Raw genomic sequence first — 15313 nt, forward strand, 5'->3', positions numbered from 1 at the left:
GGCCCGCCACCCCCCCGGCCCGGGGCTCCCCGGGCGAGCCCCCGCCCGCCCGCCCCTCGGGGGGATCGAGCCTCGCCGCACCGGTCCTTCTCGTGGTCCACGCGGGCGCGTGGTCATCGTTTCCGTGATCCACGCGGGCGCGTGGTCAGCGACCGCCCACCCGCCCGTGCAGCAGCCGGGAGAGCGCCGCGTGCACGTCGTCGAGCGAACGCTCGCTCTGGAAGGCCTGCCAGTCGAGCGCCGCCACCAGCACCATCCCGACCAGCGCCGCCGCCGTCAGCTGGACGTCGATGTCGTCGCTCAGCTCCCCGGCCTCGACGCCCTCGCGCAGCACCCCCTCGACGACCGCGACCGCCTGCTGGCGGACCACCAGGAGCGTCGAGTTCCAGGCCCGGTTGGTGCGCCACAGCTCGGCCACGTACAGCTGGGTGAAGGCCGGGTAGCGGTCGATGAAGACGAGGCCCGCGCGGATCATCGCGTCGAGCGCGTCGACCCTGCTCCCGCCGCGCTCGGCGGTGTCCTCGGCCGCCGTGCGCAGCGAGGCCGTGAGCAGCGACACGCCGTGGCGCAGCAGCTCCTCGAAGAGCTCGGTCTTGCTCTTGAAGTTGTAGTAGACCGTGCCCTTGGCCACGCCGGCGCGCTCGGCGATCTCGTCCACCGTGGTCGCGGAGAAGCCCTGCTCCGCGATGAGGGTGACGGCCGCTTCGTAGAGCTTCGCGCGCGTGGCCTGGCGTCGGGTGCTGCTGCTGTCCATGGGGTCGATTCTCACAGGTGTCGCGGGTGTCACCGGCCCCGTCTCACAGGGTCAGTTCGGGGTGGAGCCGGTCGAGCGTCCATACCTGCCGCCTGCGTGCCGAGATCGCGGTCAGGGCGAGGGCGCCCACGGTGAACGCGGTCAGGACCGCGCAGGCCTGCCAGACGGGCCCGGTCCCGCCGCCGGTGATCAGCCGGCGCAGCGCCTCGACCACGTAGGTCATCGGCAGGAAGGGGTGGACGGCGTTGAAGAAGCCCGGGCTGGTCTGGACGGGGTACGTGCCGCCCGCCGAGGTCAGCTGGAGCATCAGGACCGCGAGGACCAGGATGCGGCCGGCCGCGCCGAAGCGGGCGTTGAGCCACTGGATGATCGCCGCGAAGCAGCAGGTGACCAGGGTGAGGAAGCCGACCGTGCCCCCGGCCCGGGCCATCTGGAGGCCGAGTCCCCAGTGCAGGACCGCCATGAGGGCCGCGACCTGGAGGACGCCGATCGCCGCCACCGGGAACCAGCCGGCGAGCGCGATCCGCCAGGCGGAGGCGCCTGCGGCCAGGGCGCGCCGGTTCAACGGCAGGATGATCATGTACGCGACCATCGCGCCGACCCAGAGGGAGAGCGGGATGAAGTACGGGGCGAACCCGGTGCCGTAGTTCGGCGCCTTGTGCAGGGACTGGGAGGCCAGCCGTACGGGGTCGGCCATGACCTCCGTACGCCGGTCACGGTCCTGCTCGTCGTAGTCCGGGATCCGCTCGACGCCGTCGCGCAGCCCGCCGGCCAGCTCTCCGGAGCCGTCGGCCAGCTTGAACAGGCCGCCGTCGAGGGCGCCCGCGCCCTTCTTGAGCTTGCCGACGCCGGTGTCGAGGCTGACGGAACCGGTCTTGGCCTCGGTGATGCCGGAGTGGAGCTTGTCGGCGCCGTCCGCGACCTTCTTCGCGCCCGCGTTGAGCTCGTTGATCTTCCTGATGGCGTCCTCGACGTCCTCGTCGAGGTGCGGGGCGCGGGCGGCCAGCTCGTCGGCCTGCTTCGTGAGCGTGACGAGCCGGGCGTCCAGGGTCTTGAGGTCGCCCTTGCTGTCCTTGGTCAGCTCGTGCACGTCGTCCGCGACGGTGGCCACGTCGTCGGCGGTGACCGAGGCCTCCTTGAGCCGGGCGCAGATCCGCTCGTCGGCCTCGGGCTTCAGCTCGCACTCCTCCCGGTGGATCGCGGCGAGGCCGTCGTCGGCCTTGTGCGCGGCCGTACGGAGCACGGGGGCGCGCTCGACCAGGTCGTCGAGCCGGTGGCGGACGGCGGTGGCGGAGTCGGAGACGAGCCGGGCGGTGTCGCGGATCGAGCTGCCGTTGTTCGCCAGGTAGGGGCGGACCTTGTCGGCGGTGCCGTTGACCTTGTCGGCGAGCGACTGCGTGCCGTTCGCGACCTTGCGGGAGCCGCTCTCCAGGTCCTTCGCGCCCTTGTCGAGCTTCCTCAGGCCGGCCGCCAGGTCTCCGCTGCCGGTCTTGGCGGTCGTGAGGCCGTCCGCCAGGTCCTTGGAGCCCTTCTTTGCCTTGTCGACGCCCTGCTTGAGGTCGTTCGCGCCCTTGGCGGCCTTCGCGGTGGCGTCGTGGATGTCGGAGAAGGAGATGAAGATCTTGTCGAGGAAGGACCGCGAGGACTTGGTGGAGGCCGCGGTGCGCACCTCGGAGAAGACCGTCCGGGAGATCTGCCCCACGATGTAGTTGTTGGCGTCGTTCGTCCGCACGCGGAGGGCGCCGGTCTCGGGGGAGTCGCCGGAGCTGGAGGCGATCCGCGAGCTGAAGTCGCCGGGCACGGTCAGGGACAGGTAGTACTTCCCGTCCTCGACGCCCTGGCGCGCCTCGGCGTCGCTCACCCGGTGCCAGGCGAAGGTGTCGCTCTCCAGGAGCCCCTTGGTGAGGTCGTCGCCGGCGTTGATCCTCCTGCCGTCGGCGGTGGCGCCCCGGTCCTCGTTGACGAGGGCCACGGGGATCTTGTCGAGCCTGCTGTACGGGTCCCAGAACGAGTACAGGTACAGGGCGCCGTACAGCAGCGGCAGCAGCAGGATCGCGACGAGCGCGGCGCGCGGCAGCTTTCCCCTGCCGAAGCGCCTCAGCTCAAGCGCGGCCAGTTTCGGCGAGCGCATCGGCCGCCCCCTCCTCGGTCGTGTGGTCGGTGTCGTTCCCGGTGTCGGCGACGTCCGCCGGGGCCGTCCGGGCGGCCGGTTCGGCGGCCCTGTCGGCGTCGCCCTCCGGTTCGGCGGCCTCTGGTCCGGCGGCCTCTGGTCCGGCGGCCTCCGGTTCGGCGGCCCCCGGTCCGGCGGTGTCCGGCTCGGCGGCCCTGTCGGCGTCGGCGGCCTCCGGCTCGGCGGCTTCCGGTGCGCCCTCCCCGGTGGGCGTCTCCGGTTCCGCCGCGTCCGCGAGCGTGGTGATCCGCAGGGCGTCCGCGGGAGCCTCGCTGCAGACGGCGAGCACGGTCGTCCCGGCGGCGGCCACCGAACGCAGCAGCCCCCAGACCTCGGCCCGGTCGGCGCCCGAGAGCTTCAGGTCCGTGTCGTCCACGGCGAGCAACCGGGGGCGGCCGATCAGCGCCAGGGCGGTCGAGAGCCGCAGCGCTTCGAGCCGTTCCAGATCCCGTACGGAGGTCCGCTCGCCCTTCGGCAGCGTGGACAGGTCGAGCCCGGCGGCCGCCACGGCCTCCTCGATACGGGCCCGGGTCGACGCGGCCCGTTCGGACGGGCGCCGCAGCAGGGACCGGAGGGAGCCGTCGTAGCGGCGCTGGAGCAGGGCCCGCTCGCGCAGGTGCTCCGCGACCGTGAAGGCGGGATCCAGCTCGCTGACGCCGGGCACCTGTCCGAGGGCGCTGATCCGGCGGACCGCGGCCATCTTCCGGGGCAGGGGGAGACCGCCCACCTCGGCGGTGCCCTCCTTCGTCTTCATCCGGCCGGTGAGCGCCAGCAGCAGACAGGTGCGTCCCGATCCGGACGGCCCTTCGATCGCCACCAGCGAGCCCGGCGCCGCCCGGAACGAGACCTCCCGGAAGGCCCAGCCGCGCGGGCCCTTCAGACCCAGGCCGTCCGCGACGACGGCGGCACCGTGCGGCCGCTCCTCGGCTTCCGCTCCCACGGATCCACCCCCACTTCCCCTTTGAACTGACTGGTCAGTGCAAAAACTACCCCCGGACCCGGTTCTCCGGCAAAAGCCCAGGTGGACGGCGTTGTCAGTGGGGCGGGGCACGATGGACACATACGGCCACAGCGCCGTCACGCGACGACAGGAGGACTCGTCATGGCAAGCCCTTCCGCAGCAGCCGCGCCCCGCCGCCACCCCGGGGGCCGCGCCGTCCCCGCGCAGTCCGGACCCGCGTCCGACATCCATCCCGTCCCGCGCCGGTCCGCAGCCCCGCCCGCCGCCCTCGACCTCCTCGCCAAGGCCCGTGCCGGGCTGGCCGAGGCCATGACCCTCGACCGTCCCCACGAGCGGTACGCCGCCGCCCACCTCGCCGCCCTGCGGGCCGCCGCCGCGGTGCTCGCCGCCCGCGCCCGACCCGAGACCGGCCCACGCCGCCGCCAGCGGATACGGAGCGCCTGGGAGCTCCTCGCCGAGCTGGCGCCCGAGCTGACCGAGTGGAGCGCCCTGTTCGCCTCGGGCGCCGAGCGCAGGGCCCGCGCCGAGGCGGGCATCGCCGGCGCGGCCACCCGGCGCGAGGCCGACGACCTCCTCAGGGACGCCTCCTTCTTCCTGCGCCTGGTCGAACGGCTCCTCGCCCTCCGGCCGGACCCGCCGCGTGGGCCGGGGGCGGACGGGGCCGGAGGATGATCCGAAAGGCGAGGCCGAGGCCATAGGGTGGGGAGAGCGTCCGTACCCGTCACCGAGGAGTCAACAGCCGTGCCGGACCCTTCCCCCGCCTTCGGTCGAGAGACGTCGTCGCGCCCGTCGCGCGCCTCCCTGCGTACCGCCGTCGTCTGGGACGTCCTCAAGGAGGCCCTCGACCGCCGGGTCGAGGCCGCCGGCAAGGACAGCCTCGACGTCCTCGACACGGGCGGCGGCTCAGGGAACTTCGCGGTACCGGTCGCCCGTCTCGGCCACCGGGTCACCGTCGTCGACCCCAGCCCCAACGCGCTCTTTGCGCTGGAGCGCCGGGCCGCCGAGGCCGGGGTCGCCGACCTGGTGACCGGCGTCCAGGGCGACATCAGCGGCCTCTTCGACGTGGTCGGGCGCGAGAGCTACGACACCGTGCTCTGCCACGGGGTCCTGGAGTACGTCGACGACCCCGCCGAGGGCGTACGGAACGCGGTCGCGGCCCTCCGGGCCGGCGGCAGCCTCAGCCTGCTCGCCGCCGGGGTCGGCGGCGCGGTCCTCGCCCGCGCGCTCGCCGGACACTTCACCGAGGCCCGGCACGCGCTCGACGACCCGGCGGGCCGCTGGGGCGCCGGCGACCCCGTGCCCCGGCGCTTCACCGCCGAACAGCTCACCGACCTCGCCGGCGGGGCCGGCCTCGCGGTCGGCGCCGTGCACGGCGTCCGGGTCTTCGCCGACCTCGTCCCCGGTGTCCTCGTGGACACCGAGCCCGGTGCGGCGGAGGCCCTGCTGAAGCTGGAGGCGGCCGCCGCCGAGCTGCCCTCCTTCCACGCGATCGCCACCCAACTGCACGTGCTGGGCGAGAAGCGGGCCTGAGCAGGACGGCCACCCGTTCGGCGCTACGGGCGACGGCACTCCATGGAGTACGCCACAGCCTGCCCGGTAACGGCGTCCGCCCCGTATGATCGGGGGACAGCATCCGGCATGACAGGCGAGGGGCTGGGGAATCAACGCCTCAGCAACCGATCCGCATGGCGGCCCGGCTTGGCTATTCGGCACTGAGGGCGGGTTTCACGGGGGCGATTCCCTGCCTATCCTGAAAGGGCCGCAAACCGGTCGCCCCCGCGACCGACGACTAGGAGGACTCCGTGCCGCTCTCGGAGCACGAGCAGCGAATGCTCGAGCAGATGGAGCGAGCGCTGTACGCCGAAGATCCCAAGTTCGCGACAGCGCTCGAGGGAAGCGGACTGCGTACGTACACCCGGCGACGGGTCTACCAGGCAGTCGCCGGCTTCCTGGTGGGTATCGCGCTCCTCATGGCCGGCATGGTCGCACAGCAGATCTGGATCAGCGTGGTGGGATTCCTCGTCATGCTGGGCTGCGCGGTCCTGGCGGTCACCGGATGGCGCAAGGCGCCGAAGCCGGGGGAGCAGCAGGCCAAGGGTGGTGTGACGGCCGGTGGCCATCAGACCCGGCAGCGACGCTCCATGATGAACCGGATCGAAGAGCGGTGGCAGCGCCGCCGCGACGAGCAGCAGGGTGGCGGCCACTGACGGCCCCCTGAGCGGCGGCCCCGCACCCTCCCGCACGACCCGAGCCCCGTGCCCGGCGCGCACCCCGCGCCCCCACGGGGCTCAGCCATGCCCGCGCCCGGGCCTGCCCCGTCGGGGGCACCCGTTCCGCTGGGCCGACACTCACCCACCCGTCGGGGGCACGCGTTCCGCTGGGCCGACACCCAGCCCCCCCCGCTGTGGGCAACTGTCCCGCTGGGCGTGGGGGTCGCCCCAGACTCCCGTCCGGGGGCCCCACGCCCAGCGGGACGAGACTGCCCATACGGGCGACGCCCCGGTCCCGCCCCCCCTCAGCCCGGCTTCGGGCGGGTGCGGCGGAGACGGGACAGGGCCGTGTGGCGGCGGAGCGCCCAGTTCGTCGACCACTCCGACCAGCGGGCCGCCGCAGCCCAGCGGAGCCGCGCCGCCGACCTCGGCGCCAGGCTCGCGCGGAGCCTGGCGCGCCGGTCCGAGGAGGCGTGGAGGCCCGCACGCACCCGCGCGGCCTCCTCCGCGAGGCCCGCCGCCGGACGGGGACGAGGCGCGTACAGCACCTCCTCCACCGCCCCCGCCACCCGGTGCACCGCGTCCGCCGCCTCGTCCCGCAGCTCACCGAGCCGGACGATCCGAGCCGCCGTGCTCCGCGGGGACAGCGACTCGTCGGGTTCGACCCCGTAGTCCCAGGCGGTGTCGTTGATCTCCCGCCAGACCGCGAGCGTCCGCGCCGCCGTCTCCTCGGGACCGCGTACCCCTTCCGAACCGATCCGGCGGGCCCGGAGACGGGTCCGCCAGAACAGGGGAAGGAAGGGAAGGCCGAGCACGACCAGGGCCGCGAGCGTCAGCAGGACCACCGTCAGGTGATCGGAGCCGGAGCCGTCCGAGGACGCACCGCCCACCGCCGCGTCCGGACCGCAGTCGCCGAGCCGCCGCATCTGCGGGGTGCAGCTCTCCGGGGCGCTCGGCGCGGCGGACGGCTGCGCCGAGGCGCTCTGCTGGGGCTGCGTGGGACCGGTGGCCGTACCGGAGGGCGTGCGCTCGCGGGTGTACTCGGGGGTGGAGCCCCGCGAGGGGGTCGGCTCGAACCGGGTCCAGCCGGCGCCCTCGAAGTACAGCTCCGGCCAGGCGTGCGCGTCCCGGATGCCCACCGAGACCGAACCGTCGGTCTGCGTGGTGCCCGGCATGAAGCCCACGGCGACCCGGGCCGGGATGCCGAGCGAGCGGGCCATCGCCGCCATGGAGAAGGAGAAGTGGACGCAGAAGCCCTCCTTGTCCTTCAGGAACCGGGAGATCGCCTGCACCCCGGTGCCGGACTCCACCTCGACGTCGTAGCGGAAGCCGCCGTCCCGGGCGAACCAGTTCTGGAGCTTCACCGCCTGCTCGTAGTCGTCGCTCGCGCCCTGGGTGACCCGTAGCGCGGTCGCCCGCACATCGGCCGGGAGCGAGGCCGGGACCTTGGTGTACTCGCGGAGCAGCTTCTCCGGGGCGGGCCCGGCCGCTGCCAGCTGGTCCGGCGTCGGCCGTACGTCCAGGCTGGAGACCTGGTAGCGGGCGCCCCGGGTGGTCTGCTTGTCGTCACCGACGAGCATCCGGCCGGCCGGCTCGTACCGCCAGCGTCCTTCGATGTCGACGCGGCCGGCCGGGTACGGCATCGGCAGCCACTTCTGCTCGTAACCCTCGGAGGCGACGAAGTTGCTGGTCACCTCGGTGATCTGGACGTCCTGGGAGAGCCCCTGCGGCCACGGCAGCTGCTCGGGGACGTCCTCGATCGGACGGACCGAGGACTTCCACGACGTGCCGTCGAACTGGTCGAGCGCGACGAGCCGCAGATACATGCCGGAGGTGTCGCGGGCGTTGGTCCGGTACCGCAGGACCTCCCGGTCCTCCTGCTGGCGCAGATTGTCCTGGAGGGAGACCAGCGGGTTCACGGCCGCGATGGTGCCGCCCTTGCCGACACCCCCCGTGCCCTCGCCGTCACCCCGGCCGAAGAGACCGCCGGAGAAGCCGGGCAGCGCCAGCGGGACCACCAGGGCGACGCCCATGGCCACGGCGCCGATCCGGCGGCCCGTGCGGGCCGGGGCGAAGGTGGGGCCGCCGCCACCGACGGGGGAACCGGGCCGGCCGGATCGCTGGGAGCCGCCGAAGACCCGCCCCCACTGGGAGAGCCGGTCGCGGCCCTCCGCGAGGAGCAGCAGCAGATAGCCGGAGGCCGCGAGGAGGAACCAGAGCCAGCCCGCGCCACCGCCGGAGAGCCCGGCCGCCACCGAGTACAGGGCGAGCAGCGGAAGACCCGCCGGGGCCGCCCTGCGGAAGGTGACCGACAGGGTGTCCACGAGGAGCCCGATCATGACCACCCCGCCGACCAGCATGAGCCGGATGCCCTCGGTGTCCGGCGCGGGGACCGCGAACCGGCCCACGTCGTCGGCTCCCGCCCGGAACAGGTCGGCGGCGTGCGCCCAGACCTGCGGGCCGGGGAGGAACCAGAGGACAGCCTGCTCCCGGGCGAAGATCACGGTCAGCGCGATCAGCGCGACGGCGATCTGGGCGAGCACGGTCAGCGGCCGGGCGAGCGGCGCCCGCCTGGCCAGCGTGCCCGCTCCGCTCACCAGGGCGAGGACGAAGGCCGCCGTGAAGATCCAGGTCGCCGGCTTCACCAGGGGCAGCAGTGCTCCGGCCCCCATCAGGGTGGCGGCCCAGGCCGCCAGGGTCAGCCGTGCGCGCCCGCTCATGACCATCCTCCGTAGGTGTCGGCGGAGGCGGACTCCGCGCGGACTCCGGCCGCCTGCTGCCACAGGTCGGCGAGCCGCGCCCCGGGCGGTACGGCCAGCGCCGTCCAGCCGGCCTCGCGCAGCTGCCGTACGCGGTCCTCGACGGCCCCGGTGACCGAGCCGCCGGTCAGCCACGTCCCGGAGTCCATGACGAAGGCGACGGCCGCCCCGGCGCGGCCGCGCATCCGGGCGGTCAGGGCCGCCTGTTCCCGGTCGAGGTCGCCGACGAAGGCGATGAGCAGTCCTTCGTCGCCGCCCCGAAGGACGTCGGACGCCCGGGACAGGCCGCCGCCCTCGGAGTGGTCGACGACCGCGAGGGTGTCCATGAGGAGACCGGCGGACTCGGCCGAGTCCTGCGCCGAGGCGGCGAAGCCGTCGGTGCCCTCGCCGGGCACCGCGCTGCCGGTGTCGGTGACGAGCCGGACCGCGTAGCCGCGCTCCAGCATGTGGACCAGCGAGGACGCGGCCCCCGAGACCGCCCACTCGAAGGCGGAGTCCGGACCGGAGCCCTGGTAGGCGACCCGGCGGGTGTCGAGGAGCACCGTGCAGCGGGCCCGCTGCGGCTGCTCCTCGCGGCGGACCATCAGCTCGCCGTAGCGGGCGGTGGAGCGCCAGTGCACCCGGCGCAGGTCGTCACCGTGCCGGTAGGCACGCGGGATGATGTCGTCGTCACCGGCGAGGGCGAGCGAGCGCTGCTGTCCGTCGCCGTAGCCCGAGGTCTCGCCGACGAGCTTCACCGACGGCAGGCTCTCGGTCCTCGGCACCACGGTGAGGGTGTCGTACGCGCTGAAGGAACGGGTCAGCTCGCACATCCCGAACGGGTCGTTGAGCCGCAGCTGGAGCGGGCCGAGCGGGAAGCGGCCGCGCAGGTCGGAACGGACCCGGTAGGACACCTCGCGCCGCCCGCCCGCCTCGACCCGGTCGAGGACGAAGCGGGGGCGGGGCCCCAGCAGGTACGGCACGTGGTCCTGGAGCATGAGCAGCCCGGTGGGCAGCTTGGAGACGTTCTCCATCCGCAGCTGGACCCGGGCCTCGGTGCCCGCCTCCACCCGCTGGGGGGTGAGCCGGCGGGAGGCCGCCACCCGGTAACGGGTGCGGTGCAGCACGAGGACGCAGATCAGCGGCAGCGTGGCGAGCAGCAGCCCGACGCGCAGCAGGTCGGCCTGGCCGAGGACGTACGCGCAGCCCGCGGCGGCCACCCCGGCGGCGAGGAAGGAGCGGCCACGGGTGGTGAGACCGCCGAAGGCGGTCCGCAGACCGCCCCGGTCGTCCTCGCCGTCCCGCTGTCCGTCCGGCACGGCGGCGCCTCCCATCACAGCCGCCGGGCGCCGGGCTGCTGGCCGTAGAGCGGTCCGGCGGGCGGGGCCGCGGCCGGGACGGGGGTGCGCTGCAGGATGTCCTGGACGACCTGCTCGGCGGTACGGCGGTTCAGCTGGGCCTGCGCTGTGGGAAGGAGCCGGTGGGCGAGCACGGGCGCGGCGAGGGCCTGCAGGTCGTCGGGCAGCACGTACTCGCGTCCGCTGAGCGCGGCGGAGGCCTTGGCGGCCCGCAGCAGGTGGAGCGTGGCCCGCGGGGAGGCGCCGAGCCGCAGGTCGGTGTGGGTGCGGGTGGCGGAGACGATGTCGACCGCGTACCGGCGTACGGCGTCGGCGACGTGGACCGCGCGCACCGCCTCGATCAGCTTCAGGATGTCGTGGGCGTGGGCGACCGGCTGGAGGTCGTCGAGCGGGGAGACCGAGCCGTGCACGTCGAGCATCTGGAGCTCGGCCTCGGGGCTCGGGTAGCCGATGGAGACCCGGGCCATGAAGCGGTCGCGCTGGGCCTCGGGCAGCGGGTAGGTGCCCTCCATCTCGACCGGGTTCTGCGTGGCGACCACCATGAACGGGCTGGGCAGCTCGTAGGTCTGGCCGTCGACGGTGACCTGGCGCTCCTCCATGGACTCCAGGAGCGCGGACTGGGTCTTGGGCGAGGCGCGGTTGATCTCGTCGCCGATCACGATCTGCGCGAAGATCGCGCCCGGCTTGAACTCGAAGTCCCGGCGCTGCTGGTCGAAGATCGACACGCCGGTGACGTCCGAGGGCAGCAGGTCGGGGGTGAACTGGATGCGGCGCACCGAGCAGTCGATGGACCGGGCCAGGGTCTTGGCGAGCATGGTCTTGCCGACGCCGGGGACATCCTCGATGAGGAGGTGCCCCTCGGCGAGCAGCACGGTCAGCGAAAGCCGTACGACCTCGGGCTTGCCCTCGATCACACTCTCCACCGATCTGCGGACTCGCTCCACAGTGGTGGTCAGATCAGCGAGGCTCGCTCGATCGTCATAGGTCGTCACCCGGCCCTCCTCGGCCTTCCGGAACACGGACACCTGCCCCCGGTGGAAACGTCGGGGGGTGTCACCTGAGCATTCTTGTTCGCGTGGCCGGGTCGTGTCACTCGCCTGTGGACAAGTGCGAGGGATATGCCGGGCTATGGGTGTTTACGCCGGGTCGGTCGCCGGGCCGATCGTGCGCGGAGGCCCCGGCGTCACGTCGAGGACGGAGCCCCCGACAGCCCGGCCGTCCGGAATGTCCGGCCGGGCCCCGGCGCCGTGCGACGCGCCAGCCGGTTGATTGACCGGCGGGTCCCGTGGACTAAAGTGACGCGAAGTTCACGGAGACAACGAGCGATTCCCGCGGTTTCTCCCCCCGTGTGTGCGGCGGTACCTACGGCTCGGCCTCCTTCCGCTCGCCCGTACCTCCGCGCCGGATCTGAGAGGGCGCATTGAGCAACGACCGACACGTCCCGGTCATGCTCCAGCGGTGCCTGGACATGTTGGCCCCCGCCCTGGAACGCCCCGGTGCGGTCGTCGTCGACTGCACCCTGGGCCTCGGCGGTCACAGCGAGGCACTCCTGAAGCGGTTCCCCGAGGCGCGGCTCGTCGCCCTCGACCGGGACAAGGAGGCCCTGCGGCTCTCCGGTGAACGGCTCGCCCCGTACGGGGAGCGCGCCACCCTCGTCCACGCCGTGTACGACGAGCTGCCCGAGGTCCTCGACCGGCTCGGCATCCCGACGGTCGAAGGCGTCCTCTTCGACCTGGGCGTCTCCTCCATGCAGCTGGACGAGGCCGACCGCGGCTTCGCCTACGCCCAGGACGCCCCGCTCGACATGCGCATGGACCAGACGACCGGGATCAGCGCGGCCGAGGTCCTCAACACCTACCCGCCCGGCGAACTGGTCCGTATCCTCCGCGCGTACGGCGAGGAGAAGCAGGCCAAGCGGATCGTCTCCGCGGTCGTGCGCGAGCGTGACAAGGAGCCGTTCAGCAACAGCGCCCGGCTCGTCGAGCTCATCCGCGACTCCCTGCCGCAGGCCGCCAAGCGGACCGGCGGCAACCCGGCCAAGCGCACCTTCCAGGCCCTGCGCATCGAGGTCAACGGCGAGCTGACCGTCCTGGAGCGGGCGATCCCGGCGGCCGTGAAGGCCCTCGGCGTCGGCGGCCGGATCGCCGTCCTCTCGTACCACTCGCTGGAGGACCGGCTGGTCAAGCAGGTCTTCGCGGCCGGCGCCGCGACCACCGCCCCGCCCGGCCTGCCGGTCGTCCCGGAGAAGTACCAGCCCCGTCTGAAGCTGCTCACCCGGGGCGCCGAGCTGCCCACCGAGGAGGAGGTCGCCGAGAACCGGCGCGCCGCCCCTGCCCGTCTCCGGGGCGCCGAGCGGATCCGGGAAGACGTCCTGTGAGTACGGCGAAGGGGCCGCTCAAGGGGCGGGCCGCGCGGCTCGGACGGCTCATGCCGTCGGGACCGAGCTCGGCCGCCCGCACCCCCTTCGTCCTGCTCGTCGTGGTGCTGCTCGGCGGCGGTCTGATCAGCCTGCTCCTGCTGAACTCCGCCCTCAACCAGGGTTCCTTCAAGCTCAACGAGCTCAAGGACAGGACCACCGAGCTCACCGACGAGGAGCAGGCGCTCCAGCGGGACGTCGACGCCCACGTGGCGCCCGACGCGCTGGAGCAGCGGGCCCGTCGGCTCGGCATGGTCCCGGGCGGCAGCCCCGCCTTCCTCGGCCCGGACGGCAAGGTGCTCGGCGAGCCCTCGGTGGCGGTGGCGCCGCCGAAGCCGAGCCCCACGCCGAGCGCGTCGGCCACGGGCACGGCTACCGCGACGGACACGGGCACCGCCACGGACACGGGCACCGCCCCGGGGCCCGACACGCCCGGCGCCGCCGCGGCCCCCGCGAACGACCCGCTGACCGAGGGCACGCAGACCGGGGCCGCCCAGACCGGCACCGCCCAGACCGGCACCGGCCCCACCACCGGCACCGTCCAGCCCCACACCCCCCAGTCCGGCCACCGGCCCGCCACCGAGGTCTCCACGACCGACACCGCGGCCGACGGCACGACCGGCCGGACCGTGCCCGCGCCGGCGCTCGCGGACACCGCACCCGGCCCCGCAGAAACCGCCCCCACGACCTCCGGCAGGTGACCGAGCAGTGCCCTCGAAGGAGCCCCCGCGCCGCCGCGTCCCCGGCCCCGCCCGGCCCGCGCGCCCCCGGCCCGCCTCCGCGGGAGCCCGCCCGCCCCGCCCCGCCCCGCGCCGCCCGGCCACGAAGCGGACCGCGCCCCGGCCCCCGGCCAGGCCGCCCCGCACCATCCGGCTCGGCAGCCCGCGGCCCCGGCTGCGGCTGATCTCGCTCGGTCTGACCCTCGTCATGCTGGCCTTCGTGGTGCGGCTGCTCCAGGTCCAGGCCGTCGACGCCAGCGCGTACGCCGCCAAGGCCGACAAGTACCGCTTCCAGGAGTACACGCTCTCCGCCGAGCGGGGCGAGATCACCGACCGCAACGGCATCGCGCTCGCCGCCAGCGTCGACGCGTACGACATCACGGCCGACCCCAAGCTCTTCACGCCCGAGGAGTCCAAGGTCCCCGACGCGCCCGAGCAGGCCGCCGCCCTCCTCGCCCCCCTCCTCGGCAAGGAGCCCGCGGAGCTGGCGAAGAAGCTCCGTACCCCCAAGTCCCGCTACACCCTGCTGGCCCGCAAGCAGACCCCGCAGGTCTGGAACCAGATCAAGGACCTCAGGAAGGTCTACGGGCAGAAGGCCCAGGTCTCCGCCGGCGGCAACGGGATCAACCTCCTCGGCGGCATCCTCAGCGAGCCCAGCACCAAGCGCGTGTACCCGAACGGCGAGCTCGCCGCCGGGATACTGGGCTACGTCAACGCCGAGGGCCGGGGCGCCGGCGGCGTGGAGTCCATGCTCGACCCGGAGCTCGCCGGCAAGGACGGCAAGATCCGCTTCACCCAGTCCGGCGGCCGCCAGGTGCCCACAGCGGGCTCCCAGGGCTCCCCCGCCGTCCCCGGCTCCGACATCGAGCTGACGATCGACCGGGACATCCAGTGGGCCGCCCAGCAGGCCATCACCGAGCAGGTGAGCAGGTCCAGGGCCGACCGGGGTTACGTCATCGTGCAGAACGCCAGGACCGGCGAGGTCCTCGCCATGGCCAACGCCCCCGGCTTCGACCCCAACGACCTCTCCGCCGCGAACTCCGCCGCCATGGGCAACGCCGCCCTCCAGGACGCCTACGAGCCCGGATCCACCAGCAAGGTCATGTCCATGGCCGCGGTCCTGGAGGAGGGCAAGGCGGCCCCCGGCACCCATGTCACCGTCCCCAACCGGCTCCACCGCGGCGACCGGCTCTTCAAGGACGACATCGACCACCCGACCTGGTACCTGACCCTCAACGGCGTCCTCGCCAAGTCCAGCAACATCGGCACGATCCTCGCCACCGGCCGGCTCGGCGACACCCAGGCCGAGTCCAACCGGATCCTCGACTCGTACCTGCGCAAGTTCGGCATGGGCAGCCCCACCGGCCTGGACTACCCCGGCGAGACCTCCGGCATCCTCGCCAAGCCCCAGAACTGGTCCACCTCGCAGCAGTACACGATCCCCTTCGGTCAGGGCCTCTCCGTCAACGCCATGCAGGCCGCCTCCGTCTACTCGACCATCGCCAACGGAGGCGTACGCGTCGAGCCGACCCTGGTCCGCGGCACCAAGGGCCCCGACGGCCGCTTCACCCCCGCGCCCAAGCCCAAGGAGAACCGGGTCGTCAGCGAGAAGACCGCCAAGACCCTCGCCCAGATGCTCGAGTCCGTCGTCGACGACCGGGAGGGCACCGGCACCAGGGCCGCGATCCCCGGCTACCGCGTCGCCGGCAAGACCGGCACCGCCAACCGCGTCGACCCCGAACTCGGCCGCTACAAGGGCTACACCGCGTCCTTCGCCGGCTTCGCCCCGGCGGACGACCCGCAGATCACCGTCTACTGCGCCATCCAGAACCCCACCAGGGGAAGCTACTTCGGCGGCCAGATCTGCGGACCCATCTACAAGAAGGTCATGGAGTTCGCCCTCAAGACCCTCCACGTCGCACCCACGGGCAGTGAACCCGCCCGACTGCCGGTCACCTTCGAACCCACCCCGTGACACTCCGGGAGC

Annotated in this window: 12 protein-coding genes; 6 read left to right on the forward strand and 6 right to left on the reverse strand. The window is 73.6% G+C overall.

Going from position 1 to position 15313, the window contains the following annotated elements:
• Positions 1-145 precede the first annotated feature (145 nt).
• From ACFWV2_RS17870 to ACFWV2_RS17880, 3 genes are read right to left on the reverse strand one after another with little or no spacing between them, the layout of a single operon-like run.
• The gene (locus ACFWV2_RS17870; protein ID WP_360783162.1) at positions 146-754 is read right to left on the reverse strand and encodes a helix-turn-helix domain-containing protein; all 609 of its coding nucleotides are present in this window, start codon (positions 752-754) and stop codon (positions 146-148) included.
• A gap of 43 nt (positions 755-797) precedes the next feature.
• Positions 798-2885, reverse strand: a complete 2088-nt coding sequence (locus tag ACFWV2_RS17875) for a YhgE/Pip family protein (protein ID WP_384405978.1) — start codon at positions 2883-2885, stop codon at positions 798-800.
• The gene (locus ACFWV2_RS17880) at positions 2857-3864 is read right to left on the reverse strand and encodes an ATP-binding cassette domain-containing protein (RefSeq protein ID WP_384405979.1); all 1008 of its coding nucleotides are present in this window, start codon (positions 3862-3864) and stop codon (positions 2857-2859) included. Before ACFWV2_RS17880 ends, ACFWV2_RS17875 begins: the two co-directional genes overlap by 29 nt.
• A 162-nt stretch (positions 3865-4026) precedes the next feature.
• Here ACFWV2_RS17880 and ACFWV2_RS17885 point away from each other — a divergent pair, with 162 nt between their 5' ends.
• The 3 genes from ACFWV2_RS17885 to ACFWV2_RS17895 all read left to right on the forward strand — a co-directional run bounded on the left by ACFWV2_RS17885 (position 4027) and on the right by ACFWV2_RS17895 (position 6092).
• Positions 4027-4557, forward strand: coding sequence for an SAV_6107 family HEPN domain-containing protein (locus ACFWV2_RS17885; protein ID WP_384405980.1), 531 nt, complete (start codon positions 4027-4029; stop codon positions 4555-4557).
• A gap of 69 nt (positions 4558-4626) precedes the next feature.
• A complete protein-coding gene (locus ACFWV2_RS17890; RefSeq protein ID WP_384405981.1) occupies positions 4627-5415 on the forward strand; it encodes a class I SAM-dependent methyltransferase in 789 nt (262 codons plus the stop codon).
• 272 nt (positions 5416-5687) lie between these two features.
• Positions 5688-6092: a DUF3040 domain-containing protein gene (locus ACFWV2_RS17895; RefSeq protein ID WP_360783149.1), complete on the forward strand. Its 405-nt coding sequence runs from the start codon at positions 5688-5690 to the stop codon at positions 6090-6092.
• A gap of 308 nt (positions 6093-6400) precedes the next feature.
• Here ACFWV2_RS17895 and ACFWV2_RS17900 read toward each other — a convergent pair whose 3' ends face one another.
• The 3 genes from ACFWV2_RS17900 to ACFWV2_RS17910 are packed head-to-tail and all read right to left on the reverse strand — an operon-like array spanning position 6401 to position 11183.
• Positions 6401-8815 (reverse strand): DUF3488 and DUF4129 domain-containing transglutaminase family protein, encoded by a 2415-nt coding sequence (locus ACFWV2_RS17900; RefSeq protein ID WP_384405982.1) that lies wholly within the window; start codon positions 8813-8815, stop codon positions 6401-6403.
• Positions 8812-10167 carry a DUF58 domain-containing protein gene (locus tag ACFWV2_RS17905; protein WP_384405983.1) on the reverse strand — a complete coding sequence of 452 codons (1356 nt, stop codon included), beginning with the start codon at positions 10165-10167 and terminating at the stop codon, positions 8812-8814. Before ACFWV2_RS17905 ends, ACFWV2_RS17900 begins: the two co-directional genes overlap by 4 nt.
• Positions 10167-11183 (reverse strand): MoxR family ATPase, encoded by a 1017-nt coding sequence (locus ACFWV2_RS17910; RefSeq protein ID WP_360783140.1) that lies wholly within the window; start codon positions 11181-11183, stop codon positions 10167-10169. The genes ACFWV2_RS17905 and ACFWV2_RS17910 overlap by 1 nt, the downstream gene beginning before the upstream one ends.
• Before the next feature lie 428 nt (positions 11184-11611).
• Here ACFWV2_RS17910 and rsmH point away from each other — a divergent pair, with 428 nt between their 5' ends.
• The 3 genes from rsmH to ACFWV2_RS17925 are packed head-to-tail and all read left to right on the forward strand — an operon-like array spanning position 11612 to position 15301.
• The gene (rsmH, locus tag ACFWV2_RS17915) at positions 11612-12568 is read left to right on the forward strand and encodes a 16S rRNA (cytosine(1402)-N(4))-methyltransferase RsmH (protein WP_384405984.1); all 957 of its coding nucleotides are present in this window, start codon (positions 11612-11614) and stop codon (positions 12566-12568) included.
• The gene (locus tag ACFWV2_RS17920) at positions 12565-13308 is read left to right on the forward strand and encodes a hypothetical protein (protein WP_384405985.1); all 744 of its coding nucleotides are present in this window, start codon (positions 12565-12567) and stop codon (positions 13306-13308) included. The genes rsmH and ACFWV2_RS17920 overlap by 4 nt, the downstream gene beginning before the upstream one ends.
• 7 nt (positions 13309-13315) lie before the next feature.
• Positions 13316-15301 carry a peptidoglycan D,D-transpeptidase FtsI family protein gene (locus ACFWV2_RS17925; protein WP_384405986.1) on the forward strand — a complete coding sequence of 662 codons (1986 nt, stop codon included), beginning with the start codon at positions 13316-13318 and terminating at the stop codon, positions 15299-15301.
• Positions 15302-15313: the final 12 nt, after the last annotated feature.

Source organism: Streptomyces sp. NPDC058671 (assembly GCF_042716475.1).
Taxonomy (GTDB): domain Bacteria; phylum Actinomycetota; class Actinomycetes; order Streptomycetales; family Streptomycetaceae; genus Streptomyces.